We start from the raw sequence: 18,525 nt of genomic DNA, 5'->3' as shown, positions 1-18,525 counted from the left end.
AGGCACCGGCTGGCCATGGGGATCTTGGTGCCACTGCGGCCGGACGTGGCTTCGGTCGGCGGGCTCCCCTCCCACGGACAGAATCAGGACAGGAGCAGCGGATCACTCCGCGCCCTGCCCTGCCGTGCACGACCACAGAGCGTCCTCGACAGGCTTGCCAGGATGAGACTAATGGTACATAGTTTAGCCATTCTGTCACCCGGGCCATGGGGAGCCCGTGGCCGAGCCACACACCGGTCGACCGGCTCGGAGCCTCGCCGGTGCGCTGTGGCGCCGGGCTCGCACCCGCCCGTTGGCCCGCAGGCCCCGTCCGCACACGGCGGCGGCTCCGTCCGCACAGAACACAGAGAAGGGCACGCCATGACAGCGACATTCGCCGAATTAGGAGCGTCTGAGACCCGCGGCGACGCGCCGGTGGTCGTGGTGTCGGGAGACACCCACATCGGGCCCCGTCTCGTCGAGGACCTTCGCCCGTACTGCCCGAAGGAGTACCTCGACGAGTTCGACCGGTTCGCCGCCGAGAAGGACACTCTGGTCGGCCTCGGCAACGAGAAGATGTTCGGCGGCGCGCGTGAGAGGAACGGCGCTCTGCATCCCGGAGCGCCGGATATGATAAACCAGCTGGTCAAGAACTCGCAGACGACCGGGCACTACGACATGCACCAGCGTCTGCGGGACTACGACGCGGACGGCGTGGCGGCAGCGGTCATCCTGCACGGCAGTCAGAACGGCGAGCCGATCCCGTTCCGCACCAGCCCGTTCGAATCCGCGGAGGTCGGCGACGACCCGAGGTTGTCGGCGGTGGGTTATCACATCTACAACGCCTGGCTCGCCGATCAGATCACGATCCAGCCAGAGCGACACGTCGCCCTCGCCTACGTCCCGCTGTGGGACATCGACGCCGCTGTCAAGGAGATGACCTGGGCGCGCGAGCACGGCCTGAAGGCGGTGAACTTCCCCGCGCCGATCAGCGGCATCCCCGAGTACAACCGGCCGATCTGGGAGCCGTTCTGGGCCGCCGCCGAGGACCTCGACATGCCGCTGATCGGCCACGGCGGCCAGGACGGTACCTGGCGCTACACCGGCGTCGAGGGGCCGGCGGTGCAGATGATCGAGGGCGGGGGTTGGATGGCACGCCGTCACCTGCACTGGCTGGCATACGGCGGCGTGTTCTACCGGCACCCCCGGCTGAAGGTCGTCATCACGGAGATCTCCGGCGACTGGTGGGAACAGCAGATGCTGGAGATGGACTCCGTCTACAAGGGTCCGGCCGCCTACTCGCTGCGTCAGCGCGTGCCCGAACTGCCCAGCGAGTCGTGCCGGCGATCCGTGTTCGGTGCCTGGTGGCTGTGCCCGCACGAGACCAGGCATGCCGTCGAGGGCGGCTTCTCCGGGAACCTCATCTGGGGTTCGGACTATCCGCATCTGGAGGGCACCTGGCGCTGGCCAGAGCCCGGCGACACCGAGCCGCAGACGCACCTGCACCAACGGTTCGCGTTCGGTGGGCTGCCGGAGCGTGACGTGCTGATGATGGCCGGGGAGAACGCTGTACGGGCTTACGGGCTGGACATGGCTGCGTTGCAGACTGTGGCCGCCCGCATCAACACCCAGACGCTCGACCAGATCCGCACTCCGTTGTCCGGCGACGAGATCCCGGCGGACAAGAACGACGACATGCCGTACCCGTTCCGCAAGAACTGGTCGTGGTCCTGACCACACCTCGTACAGGGGGTGAGCGACGGTGCTGCCGTCGCTCACCCCCCTGCCTTTTGCGAACCCCACGTGCGGAAGACGGGGCCAGGCACTGGCCATGGGCTTCGCCGCCTTCGCCACCGCCTTCCAGAAGTCGAACCGGAACGCCCCGTAGTCGGCCAACGTCCCTTCCGGCCCTCGAGACGTGATCACCGCGAGATGTCTCACGCACGGTCGAGCCCGTGCGCTGTCCGTACGACGTTCACCATGCCGCGCATGATGTCGGTCAGACCGTAGTCCTTGGGCGTGAAAACCGCCGCGACGCCCATCTCGGTCAATCGCACCGCATCCGCGGCCGGGATGATCCCGCCGACCACGACAGGCACCTCCCCCAAACCCGCCGCGCGCAGCCCGGCGAGCACCTCGGGCACCAGGTTCATGTGTGAACCGGACAGTACGGAGAGTCCCACCAGGTGCACGTCCTCTTCCACGGCGGCGGCGACGATCTGCGCCGGGGTCAGCCTGATCCCCTGGTAAATCACTTCAAAGCCCACCTCCCGGGCCCGCACGGCGATCTGCTCGGCGCCGTTGGAATGCCCGTCCAGCCCCGGCTTGCCTACCAACAACCGCAGCCGTCGCCCCAGCTCATGCCCGGTCTGAGTCACGAGCTCCCGTATCACACCGGTGTCCGTGCCTCCGGCGGCCGTCCCCGCGCCGGACACCCCGGTCGGCGCCCGGTACTCGCCGAACTCCTCCCGCAGTACCCCCGACCACTCCCCCGTCGTCACTCCCGCACGGGCACATGCCAAGGTCGCCGGCACCAGATTGACATTCGTCCTCGCCGCCTCCCTCAGGGCCAGGAGGGCCTCGGCCGCGCCAGCCGTGTCACGGGCGGCCCGCCACGCCGCGACGTGGGCCCGGGTCGCCTCCTCGACGGCCGGGTCGACTGTCTGCACAGCCGTATCGAGATCGGCCAGCAGCGGATTCGGCTCCGTCTCGGTGAAACGGTTCACCCCGACCACGACGTCCTCGCCCGATTCGATCCGGGCCCGCCGCGCGGCCTGCGAGGCCACCAGCTGGGTCTTCATGTAACCGCTCTCGACCGCGGCGACCGCCCCACCCATCGCCTGGACCCGCTCGATCTCCTCGGTCACCGCCGCCGCCAGTTCGGCCACCCGCCGCTCGACGACCACGGACCCGGTGAACAGGTCCTCGTACTCCAGCAGATCGGTCTCCAGAGCCAGAATCTGCTGGGTCCGCAACGACCACTGCTGATCCCACGGCCGCGGCAGGCCCAGCGCCTCGTTCCACGCCGGCAGCTGCAGAGCCCGGCAGCGGGCGTCCTTCGACAGCGTGACGCCCAGCGCCTCCAGCACGATCCGGACGACGTTGTTCTCCGGCTGCGCCTCGGTCAGCCCCAACGAGTTGACCTGCACCCCGTACCGGAACCGCCGCTGGCCCGGATCAGTGACCCCGTACCGGGTACGCAGCAACCCGTCCCACAGCTCGACGAACACCCGCATCTTGCACATCTCCTCGACGAAACGCACGCCTGCGTTCACGAAGAACGACATCCGGGCGCACACCTCACCCATCCGCTCCGCCGGCACCTGGCCGGCCGCGACCACCGCGTCCAGCACCGCGATCGCCGTGCACATCGCGTAGGCCACTTCCTGGACGGGCGTCGCCCCGGCCTCCTGCAGGTGATAGCTGCAGATGTTGATCGGGTTCCACCGCGGCACCCGGGCCACCGTGTACGCGATCAGATCCGTCGTGAGGCGCAGCGACGGCCCCGGTGGGAACACGTACGTCCCCCGCGACAGGTACTCCTTGATGATGTCGTTCTGCGTCGTACCGGTCAGCTCGCCCCGATCGACGCCCTGCTCCTCCGCAACAACCTGATAGAGAGCGAACAACCACATCGCCGTCGCGTTGATGGTCATCGACGTGTTCATCTTCGCCAACGGGATACCGTCGAACAACGCCCGCATGTCCCCCAGATGCGCGATCGGCACCCCCACCTTGCCGACCTCGCCCCGGGCCAGGGCGTGATCCGGGTCGTGGCCGGTCTGCGTCGGCAGGTCGAACGCCACCGACAGTCCGGTCTGCCCCTTCTTCAGATTCCGCCGATACAAGAGGTTGCTCTCCACCGGGCTGGAATGCCCGGCGTAGGTGCGGATGATCCACGGCCGGTCCCGATCGGGACATTCAGATCCGGACTGTTCGAGTACCGGGCGTTCGCCGCTGGACATGCTGGTCATGTCAGGCGCCTCCCGTCGGTTGCGGGCGGCCGGGCTGCTCACCGCCGTGCGCCGCACCGTACGCCTGCTTCGGCACCATGACCTTGCGACGGTAGATACAGACCAGCGTGCCGTCCTGGTTGTGCCCGCGGGTCTCGACCGTCACGATGCCGCGGTCCTCCCGGCTCTTCGACTCCACCTTCGCCAGAACGGTGGACTCGCCGTAGACGGTGTCGCCGTGGAAGACCGGCGCGACGTGCCGCAGGGACTCCACTTCGAGGTTCGCGACCGCTTTACCGGAGACGTCGGGGACCGACATTCCCAGCAGGATCGAGTACACGTAGTTCCCGACGACGACGTTCCGCTTGAACTGCGTGGTCCGCTCGGCGTAGTTCGCATCGATGTGCAGCGGATGATGGTTCATCGTGAGCAGGCAGAACAGATGATCGTCGTACTCGGTGACGGTCTTACCCGGCCAGTGCTTGTAGACGGCGCCGACCTCGAACTCCTCGTAGTAACGGCCGAACTGCATGCCCGCCCCTCATCGAGATAGAAGTATTCCGTATATTCTCAGCCACGCAGTCTGTATTCCTTGAGCAGGGCCGTACTGATGATCCTCTTCTGGATCTCAGACGTGCCCTCGCCGATGAGCATGAACGGTGCCTCGCGGTAGAGACGTTCGATCTCGTATTCCTTGGAGTACCCGTACCCGCCGTGGATGCGGAACGCCTCGGTGGTGACCTCGTGGCAGTACTCGCTGGCGAGGTACTTGGCCATGCCGGCCTCGACGTCGTTGCGCTGCCCGCCGTCCTTCTTGCGAGCCGCGCTGACCATCATCAGATGACCGGCCTCGACCTTCGTGGCCATGTCGGCGAGCTTGAACGCGATCGCCTGATGGTCGGCGATCTGACGGCCGAAGGTGCGCCGTTGCTGCGCGTAAGCGATCGCGAGCTCGAACGCCCGGATCATGATTCCGCAGGCGCGGGCGGCGACATTGACCCGGCCGACCTCGACACCGTCCATCATCTGGTAGAAACCACGGCCGGCCTCGGTGGGCCCACCGAGGATGCTGCTCGCGGGGACCCGGTGGCCATCGAGAATCATCTCGGTGGTCTCGACACCCTTGTAGCCCATCTTCTCAAGTTTTCCGGGGATGGTTATTCCACCGTGGGTACCGAAACCGGGTTCCTTCTCGAGCAGGAACGTGGTCATGTTCCGGTAGACGGAGTCGGCACCCTCGTCCGTCTTCACCAGGGTGGCGACCACACCGGCGCGGGCGCCGTTGGTCAGCCACATCTTCGCCCCGTTGAGCACATAGTCGCCGCCGTCACGGTCGGCGCGGGTAGTGATCGCGGCGACGTCGGAACCGCAGCCCGGCTCACTCATCGAGAACGCCCCCCGCAGCTCCCCGGTCGCCATCCGGGGCAGCAGCCGCCGCTTCTGCTCGTCCGAACCGTGCTGAAGAACCAGATAAGCGACGATGAAATGCGTGTTGATCACCCCGGAGACGCTCATCCACCCCCGGGCGATCTCCTCGACGACCAGAGCGTAGGTCAGCAGTGACTCGCCCAGCCCGCCGTACTGCTCGGGAATGGTGATACCGAACAGTCCCATCTCCCGCATCGCCGCCACGATCGCCTCGGGGAACTCGTCGGAGTGCTCCAGTTCGGTGGCGTAGGGAAGGATCTCCTTGTCCACGAACGTGCGCACCGCGGCGAGAATGTCGGCCTGCACCTCGGTCAGCCCGTCGGTCTGCGCGATCCTGCCCATCTCCATGCTCCTGTCACAACCTTGGGGTGAGCTCCGGTCCGCTGGCCGGTAGCGTCACGGCACCCTGTACCTGACCTGAATGCGGAACCGACAGGCCCCAGGCAGTTCAGCCGGCGGCGGGGTCGAACTTGGCGGTGCGCTCCATCCCGGCCGCGCGGCCCTTGCCCGCGATGACCTCGGCCATCTTCCGTGACGCCTCGTCGATCATTTCCTCGCCGAGCATCACCGCTCCCCGCAGGCCGCCCTCGTCCGAGGTGTGCCACGCATAGGCATCCAGGATCAGTTCGGCGTGGTCGTAGTCCTCCTGCCGGGGCGCGAAGACCTCGTTCGCCGCCTCGATCTGTCCCGGATGCAGCACCCACTTGCCGTCATAACCCAGAGCCGCGGCCTTCCGGGCGACCGTCCGGTAGCCGTCCACATCGCGGATCTGCAGATACGGCCCGTCGATCGCCTGTACCCCCCGCGCGCGGGCCGCCTCCAGAATCTTGAACAGGACGTAGTGGAACGGGTCCCCCGGATAGTCCGGATTGAGCGCACCGACGATCAGGGACGGCATGTTCATGGACGCCATAAAATCCGCCGGGCCAAAAATGATCGTCTCGATCCGGGGGCTCGCGAACGCGATCTCCTTCACGTTCGACAGGCCCAGCGCATTCTCGATCTGCGCCTCGATACCGATACGCCCGACCTCGAACCCCATCACCTCCTCGATCTGCGTCAACAACAGATCGAGCCACTGCACCTGGGCCGCGGTCTGCACCTTCGGCAGCATGACACAGTCCAGGTTCGCCCCCGCCCCTTCGACCACCGTGATCACGTCCCGGTATGTCCACTTCGTGGTCAGGTCGTTCACCCGGACCACCCGGGTCTTCCCTGCCCAGTCACCCTCGTTCAGCACCGCGACCACATTGTCCCGCGCCGACTCCTTCGCACCCGGGGCGACGGAGTCCTCCAGATCACAGAAGATCTGGTCGGCGGGCAGGCTCTGGGCCTTTCCCAACATTTTCGGATTCGAGGCGGGTACGGCCAGACACGACCGACGAGCACGCTGCGGCATAAGTCCCGGAGCTCCCTTCGACAGCGAAAGATCCACAGGCACTCGCTCGAACGCGGCCAGCACCTTCCAGATGTTAGCGCTCGCTAACATGTATGGATGTTAGCGGCGAGCCGCGTCCGCGTCGACCAACCGAGGCCTGTGGGATAGCCCACGTCAACCTCGATGTCTCATAGGTCGTCGCCTCGGCCGAGCTGCGCGTCGCGAAGGCTTCCCGACGGCCGACGAGTTTCCCGATCCAGTTCGCGCACAACGCCACCGGCTATGAAATTCCCTGCAGCCTCGTCGACAACAATTATGTCCTTGTTTGTCTCACCGTCGTCGAGCAGCCCGCCCGTCGGCAGCCAGTCCGTCGAGACCGTGGCCTACCGTCTGGGGCCCCTTTTCACCGTCGACGAGCCCACCGCTGTCGCTCCACCGTCGACGGCTCCGTCTGGCCGGGTGGCCGGGTGGCCGGCCACGTCAGCAACGGATTCAGATCGACGCCCGCGTACTCACTGTTCGCTTCTCGATGCGTTTGGCCACTTCGGGAGCGTGCACGACGTGCTGCACGAAGATCCCCGGGGTATGCACGCAGGAAGGATCGAGCTCACCGGGCTCGACAAGCTCCTCGACCTCGGCGATGGTAATCCGCCCGGCTGCTGCACACAGCGGGTTGAAGTTGGCCGCGCTCTGGCGATATACGAGGTTGCCGTGACGGTCACCCTTCCATGCCTGCACCAGTCCGAAGTCGCAGACGATGGCGCGCTCCAGCACGTAGGCGGCTCCGTCGAAAATGCGGGTCTCCTTCGCCAGCGAGGCGAGTGCGACGCCACCCGCGCTGTCGTAGCGGAGTGGAAGCCCACCGTCAGCCACCTGGGTGCCCACGCCCGCGGGGGTATAGAAGGCCGGGATGCCGGCACCGCCCGCACGCAGACGCTCGGCCAGCGTTCCCTGCGGCACGAGCTCGACCTCCAGTTCTCCGGACAGGAAGCGCCGTTCGAACTCCTTGTTCTCGCCGACGTAGGAGCCGGTGGTGCGGCGGATCCTGCCAGCGCGCAGGAGGAGCCCGAGCCCCCAGTCGTCGATCCCGCAGTTGTTGCTGACTGTTTCGAGATCGGTGACCCCGGCCGTCAGCAGTGCCTTGATCAGTGCTGTCGGTATCCCGCACAGACCGAACCCACCGACGGCCAACGAGGCGCCGTCTCCTACGCCAGCGACCGCGTCAGCCGCGCTGGCGACGACTTTGTCCACAGCTCACACCGTCCTCGAATCGAGCCAGGGCCATTGCACCGCCCGCGTCGGCGCGTATGCGGGGCACCGCACCTACCGTCACCAACGCGCCCGATGTTAGCGGCCGCTAACAAGCGCGTCCAGAGGCGAGGAGGGACCGTCCGAGCACTGGCTCCCGCAACGTAGGAAGCAGGCAGCCGGCCGGCCCGCGTCAGGGGCCAGAAACGGGCAACCCGTTCCACTTGCGTTAGGCTAAGCGAGATGTCCCCTTCCGCAGCTCCCGAGGACGGCCCGGGTGGACGGGCCGAGGCGGGGCTACGCGCGGACGCCGAGCGCAACCGCGAGCGCATCCTGACCGCCGCCCGCCGCCTCTACGCCGCCGAGGGGCTCAGCGTGTCGATGGCCTCGGTAGCCCGCGAGGCCGGCGTCGGCAAGGCGACTCTCGCCCGCCGCTTCGCCACCCGCGACGAACTCATCAACGCCGTCTTCGCCGACCGCATGGATGGCTATGCCGCCGCTGGCGCCGCCGCTCTCGCTGACGACGACCCGTGGCGCGGCTTCGTCGGCTATGTCGAGGCCGTCTGTGCCATGCAGGCCGCGGACCGGGGCTTCGCCGAGGTACTGACCATGACCTTCCCGGCCGCCAGGGCGCTGGAGAGGCGCCGGGCCGAGGCGTACGACAACTTCGTCGAACTCGTCGCCCGCGCCCAGCACAGCGGGCATCTACGCGATGACTTCACCTCAGAAGACCTTGTGATCCTGCTGATGGCCAACGCGGGCGTCATCGCCGCCACCCAGGACACCGTTCCCGGCACCTGGCGCCGCCTGGTCGGCCACATGCTCCGCGCCTATGCCATGGCGGGGGCCGACATCCCGAGCCCGCCGCCGGCACCCGCCCCCACCGCGCTGTACCGCGCCATGATCCGCCTCGGTCGCTCCGGGCCGACTCCGTCGGACCCCGCCACCGACGACGATCCGGCCCCTCAGGAGGAAGGTCGGTCGTGATGACGACCCCATGGCGCCAGCAGATCGCCCGCATCACAGGCAACTGACGACGAGGAGTGCGACCTACATGGCAGAACGCCTTGGTCAGACCAACCGTCCAGCGGAGCGACGGTTCCCCACCCCGCACCGCGCGACGGTTCTGCGCACCGAGCGCCTCACCCCCCACATGGTCCGCGTCGTGTTCGGCGGCCCCGGCCTGGACCGGTTCACCGCCGGCGACTTCACCGACCACTACGTCAAACTGCTGTTCCCCGTCCCCGGGGTGGCCTATCCGGAACCGTTCGACCTGCAGGTCATACGCGCCGAGCTGCCACGCGAGCACTGGCCACGGACTCGTACCTACACTGTGCGGGCCTGGGATCCGGACGCCCGCGAGCTGACGATCGACTTTGTGGTGCACGGCAACCAGGGCCTCGCCGGGCCCTGGGCCGCCGCCGCCGCGCCGGGAACCGAGATTCTGCTCAACGGCCCCGGCGGCGCCTACACTCCCAGCCCCGGGGCCGGCTGGCACCTGCTGGCGGGAGACGAGAGCGCGCTTCCTGCCATCGCCGCCTCGCTCGTCCGCATCCCTGCGGGCAGGCCGGTCTTCGCCTTCGTCGAGATCGCCGGCCGGGAGGAGGAACAGGATCTGCGGACGCCGGCCGGCGTCGAGGTCCAGTGGCTACACCGGGGTGACCGGCCCGTGGGTGAGCTGCTGGTCCAGGCGGTCACCGCGGTCGAATTCCCGGCCGGCACCGGAGATGTGTTCGTGCACGGTGAGGCGGGCGCGGTCAAGGCACTGCGTCGCCTGCTGCGCGTCGAGCGGGGGGTGCCGATGGAATGGTTGTCGATCTCCGGCTACTGGCGGGCCGGGCACGACGAGGACGGTTGGCAGACCGCCAAGCGCGACTGGAACAACCAGGTCGAGACCGAGGAGCAGGCGGCCCTGCGACCCTGACCGCTTTCGCCGCGCATCGACCACGCTCCGGGACCTCCCGCGGTCGATGCGCGGCCGGCACGCGGCGTCATGGTGCGCCGAGCTCGGCACGGATCTGGGGCAGCACCTTCGTCCCGAGCAGTTCGATGCCGTGCAGGACGTCGCGGTGCGGCATGCCACCGACGTCCATCTGCAGGATCTGGCGGCTGTGACCCAGGAGTCCGTGCAGGTGCAGGATGCGGTCGGCGATCTCGTTGGGGCTGCCGACGAAGACCATCCCGCCACGCTCGAACGCGGCGGCGCGGGCACCGGGCGGTGGGGCGGGGCGGCCCAGTTCCGCCATGCCTTCGGCCATCATCCGGTGCTCGTACTCCAGGTAGGTCGACCGGGCCTGCGCGTCGGTGTCGGCGACGAACCCGTGGACGGCGACCGCGATGTCGGCCTGCTCGGCAGGGTGGCCGGCCTGGGCCCAGGCGCTGCGGTAGGCGTGCCCGTACTGTGCCCAGTGCTCGGGTGTGCCGCCGAGGATGCCGAGGAACATCGGCAGTCCGAACTCGACGGCGCGGTAGACCGACTCGGGGCTGCCCCCGGTGCCGAGCCAGATCTTCAGCGGCTGCTCCGGGCGGGGGAAGATGGTGACCCCCTGTAGTGGGTGGGTCCGGTGCGGGCCGTGCCAGGTGACGTTCTCGCCGGCGTTGATCGCCATGAGCAGCCGGAGCTTGGAGGAGTAGAGCATGTCGTAGTCGCGCTCGTCGTAGTCGAACAGCGGGAACGTGATCGCCGACGAGCCGCGGCCGGCGACCAGCTCGACCCGCCCGGGCGCTATCGACGCCGCCGTCGCGAGCTGCTGGTAGACCCGGACCGGGTCGTCCGTCGTCAGTACCGTGACCGCGGTGCTCAGCGTGATCCGGTTCGTGGCGGCGGCCGCGGCGTTGACCAGCGATGTCGGGGAGGACAGTGGCATCGCCCGCATGTGATGTTCCCCGACGCCGAAGTAGTCCAGCCCGACCTCGTCCGCCAGCTTGATCGCCTCCAGCGCGTCCCGGATCGCGTGAGCGGTGGGACCACATCGGCCGCTGGCCAGCCGGGGGGTGTTGCCGAAGGTGTAGACGCCGAGCTCGAAGGTCACAACAGCTCCCTAGTGCGCTGACTACAGACGTTCGTGGGTTGTGAGGAAACGCTGGGCAGGGTGCTGGGGATCGGGCGCTCTGGCGTCGACGAGCGGGACACCCGTGCCCGCAGGGCCCGCCACCCCACCGTCCTGCGAGCCCCACGACGCGGGCGCGTCCGCGGACACGCCCGCGTCGAACACCGCAACGCGTTGGGAACGACCACGATCACAAGCGGCCTGACCAAACCCGGAAAGGATCGTGGTCGGCGCACTAGTTGCTGATCGCGGGTGCGGCCCTGACATAGCGGTCGTCGGTGATCTGAGCGGCGGTGAAGGCCGCGATATCCGCGCGGGTGACCTTCATGCCGATCTTGTCGGTGCCGAAGAACCCCTGGCGCCGCACCCCGCGCGCCGGGCCGTTTTTGGGCGCGCTGAAACGCACGATGGTCCAGTCGAGGCCGCTGGTGGTGATGATCTCCGACATGCCGAGCAGCTCCCGGTACGCGCGCGGCAGAAAGGTGCGTCCCATGAAGCCGACGAGCTTCTGCTGGAAGGTGGGCTTGTCACGCTCGTCGACGATGCTCGGTGTGCCGTTGCCGACGAACCGCCGGACACCGTGCCGCCGCATCGCCTCGATGACAAGACGGGTGCCCTCGACCAGGGGCAGACCGGTGGCCTTGCGGTCCATGCTGGGACCGAGCGCCGAGACGACAGCGTCGGCACCGGCCACGGCTTTGTCGATCGAGGCGGCGTCGGTGATCTCTGCGATGATCACCGCCACGCTCTTCTCCTCCCAGGACGGCGGGATCTTGGCCGGGTTACGCGCATAGGCGGTGACGTCGTGGCCGGCGCGCAGCAGATCGTCAACGACGATCTGTCCGATGGCGCCGGTAGCGCCGAAGACGGTTACGTTCATGGTGCGGGTTCCTCCCGATGCTGCCAGGGCTGGATGTCAGTGGTCCTGCCGGAGACCTTCGGCGAGGGACATCGTGGGATGACCGATCAGGCGGCTGAGGTCGTTGCCGGCGTGGGCCAGCACGCCGCTTCCGATGCTCTGGTCGAGCGCGGAGAGGAACCCGGCGGTCGCCTCGTCGATCCCGGTCCCGATCAGCAGCGCGCGGTACTCCTCGACGGAGACCGGCTGGTAGTGCACCGGCGTGCCCAGGACGTCGGCCATGGCGGCTGCGATGTCGTGGTAGGTGTAATCGCGGTCGCCGGTGAGGTGGTAGGTCCGGTTGTCGTGGCCACCGGTGGTGACGGCGACGGCCAGCGCCTGGGCGAGGTCACGGCGGCCGACAGGAGAGATCGGGGCGTCACCGACAGCGGCGGTGAGAACACCGGTCTGCGCGGCGACCCGCATCGCGGGGATGAAGTTCTCGATGTACCAGCCGTTACGCAGGATGGTGTGGCGCAGACCGGCGTCCTTGATGCTGTCCTCGGTGGCCTTGTGGTCGGCACCGAGGGCGAAACCGGGATCGTCAGCCCGGATGCCGCTTGTGTAGTAGAAGTGCCGCACACCGGCGGCCGCGGCGGCGTCGACGACGTGGCGGTGCTGTTGCAGCCGGTCGGGGTCCTTGCCCGAGATGAGCACCACCTGCTCGTGTCCCGCGACGGCGTCGCGGATCCGGGCCGCGTCGCCGAGTTCCACGTGGGCGGTACGCAGACCCTCGGCCGCGAAGGCGTCGAGGACTTCCTTGTTGCGGCCGGCGGCGGTGATCTCAGCCGGGGCGAGGGCGGCCTTGCGCAGCTCGGTCACCAGCAGACGGCCGAGGCCGCCGGTGGCACCGATGACGAGGACGGACATGACGAGTTCTCCTGACGTTGGACTGTCCCGCCGCGAAGACGAAGCGCCGCTGTGCTCGCCGCAGGATGATCGGGCCGGGCCGGGCTGGGCTGGTAGAGGGGGCGGCTCGACCGCCCCCGCGGGGAATCCCGCGGGGGCGGTCGAGCCGGGGAGGACTTACCTGGCGTGCCGCCTGGTGGGGTGCCGGTCAGGGACCATAGGGGCCGAACCGACCCCACGCGACGAGAACAGCGAGCCCAAGCAGGACGGCGTTGACCGCGATGCCGGAGGGTTCCCGCCGCCGGAGGTGGGTCACGGCGGCCAGGGCCATGGTGATCGCGAGTCCGGTCGCGGCCAGCGGGGTGAGAACCGGCGCGATCCCGGTGGCCCGGGGCAGGACCAGCCCGAGCGCGGCCAGCAGTTCCACCACACCGATGAACCGCACGGTGTTCTGCGAGAAGTCCTCGACCCAGGGCAGGCGGCCCACCAGCTTGTCCTTCGGCTGGGTGGCCTTCTGCACGCCGGCCAGAGCGAACGCTGCCGCCAGCAGGCCCTGAATGATCCATAGGGTGACGTTCATCGCCGTATGTCCCTGTGTTCCGAACTGCTAGGAGGCAACGGTGATACCGAGCTTGCCCACCGTGCCGCCGGCGAAGTCGCCGAACGCGGCCGGCACCTCGGCCAGCGGGTAGGCCCGGGCGACCGGCACCCGCAGGCGACCGGCGGCGACATCGCCGGCGAGCCGGTCCAGAGTGGTGCCGGTCGGGTTGGCCATGACGAACGTGGCTGCCGGGTGCTGGTCGGGGCCGAAGCCGATCGTGCTGGCGATCCGACCCTTCTCCGTCAGCAGCCCGGCCAGCACCGCGCCGTCACCGGCCAGGTGCACGATCACATCGACGCCACCGGGGCTGACCGCGCGTATTTGGGCGGGCACGTCGCCGGTGTGGTCCACCACCTCGTGGGCACCGAGGTTACGGACGAACTCGCTTTCCTCGCCGGGGCGGGCGGTCGCGATGACCCGTGCGCCGGACGCGGCGGCGTACTGGACCGCGACCGCGCCGACTCCTCCGGTCGCTCCGCTGACCAGCACGGTCTCACCCGGCTGTGGCGTCACCGCGTCGAGCGCGTCGAGCGCGGCCGTGCCGGCCAGACCGAGCGCTCCCGCAGCTGCCACCTCGACCCCCCCGGGCAGGGCAGCGATGCCGATCTCTTCGGGAACCGTGACGTACTCCCCGAAACCGCCGTCACCGAGGAACTGCTTGGTCACCACTCCGAACACCGCGTCCCCGACGGAGAACCGGGTCACGCCGTCCCCGACAGCGGCGACCGTGCCTGCGAAGTCCTTGCCAAGCACCAAGGGGTAGCGGTGCTCCATCATCCCGGCCACATGACCACCGGCTACGGAGAGGTCGAACCCGTTGATTGAGGACGCCTGCACCCGTACCAGCACCTCACCGGCAGCCGGCTGCGGTGTGGGCAGCTCGGCAACCGTCGGCTGCGCACCCTCCTCGGCGATCACAACAGCACGCACGTCGATCTCCTTACGAAAGAAGTGGATGGCTTTCTCCACTTGAGGGACACAACGTAGCATACAAGTGGACGGTGTCTTCCACTTGCCTCAGGAGATGCGATGGCCTCGACGCCACCACCCATGTCCCCCAGCAGCACCGGGCTTCGTGTCGACGCCGAGCGCAACCGACAGCGCATCGTCACCGCAGCCCGCGAGGTCTTCGCCGAACTCGGCCTCGATGTGCCGATGGAGGACATCGCCCGGCGGGCCGGAGTCGGCGTCGGCACCCTCTACCGGCGGTATCCAACCCGCGCCGGCCTGATAGCGGCCGCCTTCGAGGCCAAGATGAACGCCTACGCCGACGCCGCCCGCCAGGCGCTCACCGACCCCGACCCCTGGCACGGGTTCTGCGGCTACGTCGAACAGATCTGCGCCATGCAGGCCTGCGACCGCGGCTTCACCACGGTGCTGACCATGACCTTCCCCACCGCGAAACAGTTCGAGGCCGCCCGCGACCGTGCCTTCGCCGACTTCACCACCCTCATCGAGCGGGCCAAGGCCGCCGGGAAGCTCCGCGCCGACTTCGTCACCGAGGACATGCCGATGTTCCTCATGGCCAACGCCGGCGTCCTGACCGCCACCACCGACGCGGCCCCCGACGCCTGGCGCCGTCTCGTCGGCTACCTCCTCCAGGCCTGCGCGGCCTCCACCGCCCAACCCCTGCCCGACCCGCCCCGGCCCCGCCAGATGTACAAGGCGATGCTGCGTGCCGCCAGGCGACAGCGCCCGAGCCACAAACCCTGACCAGCAGGCCCTCGCGCCGACCCACAGAGCGCCGCCGGGCGGCAGCCGCACCGGGAGCCCTCCGGGGTCGAACCTCGCCGGTCAAGGACCCCGACGGGGAACGCGGCCGCCCCGTTCTCGCGGAACTCGTCAGCGGACGACCCGGCGGTGAGCCGCGTCGACGCGGCTTGTCCGGCCGGCCGCGTCGAGGTGTTGGAGCAGGGGCAGCACCACCCGGCGGGTCGCGCTGAGCACCCGCCGGACGTCGGCGACGGTGAACAGGTCGGGCAGCTGACGCAGCCGTTCCACCGCGACGTCGAGCGCCCCCGGCAGCAGGAAGATGCCGGGGTCGATCTGGATCAGCCGGCCGGCCTGGACGGCGGCGGCGAGCTCCCGGCGGGACAGTCCCAGGGCGGTCAGCTCGGGCTGTTCCGGTGCGGCGAAGGGAGCGGCCCGGAGCCGTGCCTCGATGCGGGTCAGAGCCTGCTCGGTCGCGTCGGCCCACCGCGGCACCGCCCCCGGGCGGCGCACCCACCCATCGACTGACACCGCACCGACGGCCTTGACCAGCCGGTCGAGCAGGACGGCGTCGGGCAGGGACAGGTCGTGGACCAGACTCGCCGGGGTGCGGCCCCGGGCCAGGGGATCGACCGGGTGGTCGAGAAACTCGCCGAGCGAACGCTGCCAGCGGGCCCACTGGTCCGGTGACACGAGCCAGTCCCGCACTCCGACCGACGACCGGCTCTCGCCGAAGACTCCCATGGAGCGAAGGTCTGCACGACGCACCGACCCCCGCCACCGCACCATGTCGTCGGGAAGCGGGACGTCCACCGCCGACAGCGCGGCTGCCCGGGCCGCTGCGCCACCACGGCGGCGCAGCGGCCCGGGCGCCACGTCGAGCACGACGACGCCGGCGGCGATCCGGTGCTGTCCGGGATCGCGGATCAGGCCCCGGTCACCCACCCGCAACGGCAGCGGTGCCGCGAGGGACAACCGGGCGAACCGTGACGGCGCCGGACCGAGCGGCCGGACCCGGGCTCCGACGGCGGCCGAACCGATGTGCAGGGTCAGCTCGGCTGCGGGCAGCGGCTCGCTGAGCCGGACGTCGGTGACCTCGACCGCGCGCCAGGTGCCCGGCGCGACGAGCGCGTCCCCGCGGCGCACGATGCCGGCCGCGACACCGCGCAGGTTGACCGCCACCCGGGCCACGCCCGTGACCTCCGTGCGCCGCTCCTTGCACACCTGCAGGCCGCGGACCCGGGCACCGCGCCCGCCGGGCGCGAGGTCGACCTCGTCGCCGACCGCGATCCGGCCGGCAGCCAGCGTCCCGGTAACGACCAGACCGGCACCGTGGATTGTGAACGCGCGGTCCACCCAGAGTCTCAGCGGGGCGGTCGCCGCCGGCCCGGGGAGCACGGCGACCAGCCGGTCGAGCGCGGTACGGAGTGTGTCCAGCCCCTGGCCCGTCACCGCGCTGACCGCGACCGCGGCGATCGGCTCCAGCGACCGTTCCCCGAGTCGACCACGGACCTCGGCCAGCACGGGCGTCGGGTCAGTGAGGTCACACCGGGTGACTACGACCACCAGGTGGCGCAGGCCGAGCGCCCGCAGCGCCTCGACGTGCTCCTCGGTCTGGGCCCGCCACCCCTCGTCGGCGGCGATGACGAGGATCGCGGCGGGCACCGGCCCGACACCGGCCAGCATGTTCGAGACGAAGCGTTCGTGCCCGGGCACGTCGACGAACGCCACCCGCTGACCGGAAGGCAGATCCGTCCACGCGAAGCCCAGGTCGATGGTCATGCCGCGGCGGCGTTCCTCGGCCCACCGGTCAGGCTCCATCCCCGTCAGCGCCCGGACCAGCGTCGACTTGCCATGATCGACATGACCCGCGGTCGCGACGACGTGCATGGTGGGCGCCGAGGCAGTCGTGCCCGGTGGGCCCGCGGGCGCGCGGGCCCCACCCCTGTCACGCGTCCTCTGGCCGGTCACGACAGGGCACCGTGTACCGCGGTCACCGCCCGGAAGAGATCCTCGTCCCGGTCCGGCGGGACGGCCCGCAGGTCCAGCAGGCACCGGTCCCTCTCCACGCGGCCCACGACCGCCGGGTCACGGTGGCGCAGCGCGATCGCGTACGGGGCGGGCAGGCTCACAGCCGCCGACGGGAGTCCCACCCCAGGCGCGCCGCCGCCGCCGACAGCCGCCTCGGTGGCAACGAGCCGGGCGTCCGCACCGGCGGCGAGAAGCCGCTCGGCGAGTCGGGTGGCTCGGGCGCACAGTGCGGCGGGCGAGACATGCAGGGCTTCGTGGGTCGGCGTTCGGGGACCACGCAGAGTGGCTTCCAGGGCGGCCAAAGTAATCTTGTCGACGCGCAGGGCGCGAGAGAGGGGGTGCCGGCGCGCCCGGGCGACGACGTCGGCGGCGCCGAGCAGGAGCCCGGCCTGAGGTCCGCCGAGCAGCTTGTCCCCACTCGCGGTGACGAGAGTGGCGCCGCCGCTGAGCGCGCTGGCCGCGTCGGGTTCCGCCGGCAGCATCGGGTCGGGCCGCAGCAGCCCGGACCCGATGTCGGTGACGACCGGCCGACCGAGCGTCACCAGGTCCGGCACCGGCACCGCCGCGACGAAACCGGTGACGAGGAAGTTCGACGGATGGACCTTGAGGACGCAGCCCGTGTCCGGCCCGATCGCCTCGGCGTAGTCCCGCAGGGTCGCACGGTTCGTCGCGCCCACCTCGCGCACCCGGGCGCCGGTCGTCTCTACCAGGTCGGCCAGCCGGAATCCGGCGCCGATCTCCACCAGCTCGCCACGACTGATCACCACCTCGCGCCCCGCGGCGAGCACGCTGACCGCGAGCAGCAGCGCCGCCGCCCCGTTGTTGACGACCAGGACGTCACCGGCGTCCGGGACGGCCGTGCGCAGGGCATCGAGCGTCCCGCGGCCCCGATCGGCCCGCTGGCCGGTCTCCACGTCGTACTCGACGTCCACGAACCCGGCAGCGGCGGACACCGCGTCCCGGGCCGCGGCGGACAGCGGCGCCCGACCGAGATTGGTGTGCAGCAGCACGCCGGTCGCGTTGACGACCTCGCGCAACGTGGTGGCCCGGGCCGGCAGCGCGGCGATCGCGGCCTGTACGACGTCCTCGGGAGCGATCTTTCCGGCCCGGGCCAGGTCCTGAGCCGAACGGACCGCTGCTCGTACCCGCTCGTGGCCGAGGCGCATGCCGGCCGCGATGAGACGGTCGTCCGCCAGGACCACGTCGGTGCGTGGCACGTCGCGGCGGGGATCGGTGTCGATCGACGGCTCCATGAGGGGTGGATGAGGGTAACGGTCTGGCGGAAGCGGACGGGAATCGAACCCGCCTGGCCCGGATGCCGGGCCACACCGGTTTTGAAGACCGAGGGGGCCACCAGGCACCCACACGCTTCCAGGGCTGACTATACAAGTAGCACGGTA

The 18,525-nt window shown here is 69.6% G+C and carries 16 protein-coding genes and 1 tRNA gene; 4 read left to right on the top strand and 13 right to left on the bottom strand.

Going from position 1 to position 18,525, the window contains the following annotated elements; genetic code table 11:
- Positions 1-360: 360 nt before the first annotated feature.
- Positions 361-1,713, top strand: coding sequence for an amidohydrolase family protein (locus tag B207_RS33320; RefSeq protein ID WP_063820899.1), 1,353 nt, complete (start codon positions 361-363; stop codon positions 1,711-1,713).
- A 203-nt stretch (positions 1,714-1,916) separates the two neighbouring features.
- Here B207_RS33320 and B207_RS0110075 read toward each other — a convergent pair whose 3' ends face one another.
- The 5 genes from B207_RS0110075 to B207_RS0110055 all read right to left on the bottom strand — a co-directional run bounded on the left by B207_RS0110075 (position 1,917) and on the right by B207_RS0110055 (position 7,989).
- Positions 1,917-3,953 (bottom strand): protein meaA, encoded by a 2,037-nt coding sequence (locus B207_RS0110075; RefSeq protein ID WP_084692089.1) that lies wholly within the window; start codon positions 3,951-3,953, stop codon positions 1,917-1,919.
- Between the two features lies 1 nt (position 3,954).
- Positions 3,955-4,464 carry a MaoC family dehydratase gene (locus B207_RS0110070; protein WP_018636402.1) on the bottom strand — a complete coding sequence of 170 codons (510 nt, stop codon included), beginning with the start codon at positions 4,462-4,464 and terminating at the stop codon, positions 3,955-3,957.
- A gap of 38 nt (positions 4,465-4,502) precedes the next feature.
- On the bottom strand, positions 4,503-5,702 hold the full coding sequence (locus B207_RS0110065) for an acyl-CoA dehydrogenase family protein (RefSeq protein ID WP_018636401.1): 1,200 nt from the start codon (positions 5,700-5,702) through the stop codon (positions 4,503-4,505).
- Between the two features lie 106 nt (positions 5,703-5,808).
- Complete coding sequence (locus B207_RS0110060; protein WP_026310899.1) at positions 5,809-6,759, bottom strand: HpcH/HpaI aldolase/citrate lyase family protein; 951 nt, start codon at positions 6,757-6,759, stop codon at positions 5,809-5,811.
- A 471-nt stretch (positions 6,760-7,230) separates the two neighbouring features.
- Entirely contained in the window at positions 7,231-7,989 is a 759-nt protein-coding gene (locus tag B207_RS0110055; protein WP_018636399.1) for a CoA transferase subunit A, read from the bottom strand.
- A 240-nt stretch (positions 7,990-8,229) separates the two neighbouring features.
- Between B207_RS0110055 and B207_RS0110050 the strand changes: the two genes are divergently transcribed.
- Complete coding sequence (locus B207_RS0110050; RefSeq protein WP_018636398.1) at positions 8,230-8,973, top strand: TetR/AcrR family transcriptional regulator; 744 nt, start codon at positions 8,230-8,232, stop codon at positions 8,971-8,973.
- Positions 8,974-9,040: 67 nt separating this feature from the next.
- Positions 9,041-9,910, top strand: a complete 870-nt coding sequence (locus B207_RS0110045) for a siderophore-interacting protein (RefSeq protein WP_018636397.1) — start codon at positions 9,041-9,043, stop codon at positions 9,908-9,910.
- A 67-nt stretch (positions 9,911-9,977) separates the two neighbouring features.
- Here B207_RS0110045 and B207_RS0110040 read toward each other — a convergent pair whose 3' ends face one another.
- From B207_RS0110040 to B207_RS0110020, 5 genes are all read right to left on the bottom strand, one after another.
- Positions 9,978-11,018 carry an LLM class flavin-dependent oxidoreductase gene (locus B207_RS0110040; RefSeq protein WP_018636396.1) on the bottom strand — a complete coding sequence of 347 codons (1,041 nt, stop codon included), beginning with the start codon at positions 11,016-11,018 and terminating at the stop codon, positions 9,978-9,980.
- Positions 11,019-11,271: 253 nt separating this feature from the next.
- A complete protein-coding gene (locus B207_RS0110035) occupies positions 11,272-11,916 on the bottom strand; it encodes an NAD(P)-dependent oxidoreductase (RefSeq protein ID WP_018636395.1) in 645 nt (214 codons plus the stop codon).
- Between the two features lie 36 nt (positions 11,917-11,952).
- Entirely contained in the window at positions 11,953-12,804 is an 852-nt protein-coding gene (locus B207_RS0110030; protein WP_018636394.1) for an NAD(P)H-binding protein, read from the bottom strand.
- Positions 12,805-12,991: 187 nt separating this feature from the next.
- Entirely contained in the window at positions 12,992-13,363 is a 372-nt protein-coding gene (locus B207_RS0110025; RefSeq protein ID WP_018636393.1) for a DoxX family protein, read from the bottom strand.
- Between the two features lie 27 nt (positions 13,364-13,390).
- A complete protein-coding gene (locus tag B207_RS0110020) occupies positions 13,391-14,314 on the bottom strand; it encodes an NADP-dependent oxidoreductase (protein ID WP_026310898.1) in 924 nt (307 codons plus the stop codon).
- A gap of 99 nt (positions 14,315-14,413) precedes the next feature.
- Between B207_RS0110020 and B207_RS0110015 the strand changes: the two genes are divergently transcribed.
- The gene (locus B207_RS0110015; RefSeq protein WP_154675254.1) at positions 14,414-15,097 is read left to right on the top strand and encodes a TetR/AcrR family transcriptional regulator; all 684 of its coding nucleotides are present in this window, start codon (positions 14,414-14,416) and stop codon (positions 15,095-15,097) included.
- 129 nt (positions 15,098-15,226) lie between these two features.
- Here the strand turns inward: B207_RS0110015 and selB are convergent, their stop codons facing one another.
- The 3 genes from selB to B207_RS0110000 all read right to left on the bottom strand — a co-directional run bounded on the left by selB (position 15,227) and on the right by B207_RS0110000 (position 18,498).
- Complete coding sequence (selB, locus tag B207_RS0110010) at positions 15,227-17,065, bottom strand: selenocysteine-specific translation elongation factor (protein ID WP_230204948.1); 1,839 nt, start codon at positions 17,063-17,065, stop codon at positions 15,227-15,229.
- Positions 17,062-18,378, bottom strand: a complete 1,317-nt coding sequence (gene selA / locus B207_RS0110005) for an L-seryl-tRNA(Sec) selenium transferase (protein ID WP_018636389.1) — start codon at positions 18,376-18,378, stop codon at positions 17,062-17,064. Before selA ends, selB begins: the two co-directional genes overlap by 4 nt.
- A gap of 24 nt (positions 18,379-18,402) precedes the next feature.
- Positions 18,403-18,498, bottom strand: a tRNA-Sec gene (locus tag B207_RS0110000).
- Positions 18,499-18,525: the final 27 nt, after the last annotated feature.

It is taken from the genome of Parafrankia elaeagni (genome assembly GCF_000374165.1).
Taxonomy (GTDB): domain Bacteria; phylum Actinomycetota; class Actinomycetes; order Frankiales; family Frankiaceae; genus Parafrankia; species Parafrankia elaeagni.
The sequence above is the reverse complement of the archived record's forward strand: the minus strand, read 5'-3'. Positions and strand labels throughout refer to the sequence as shown.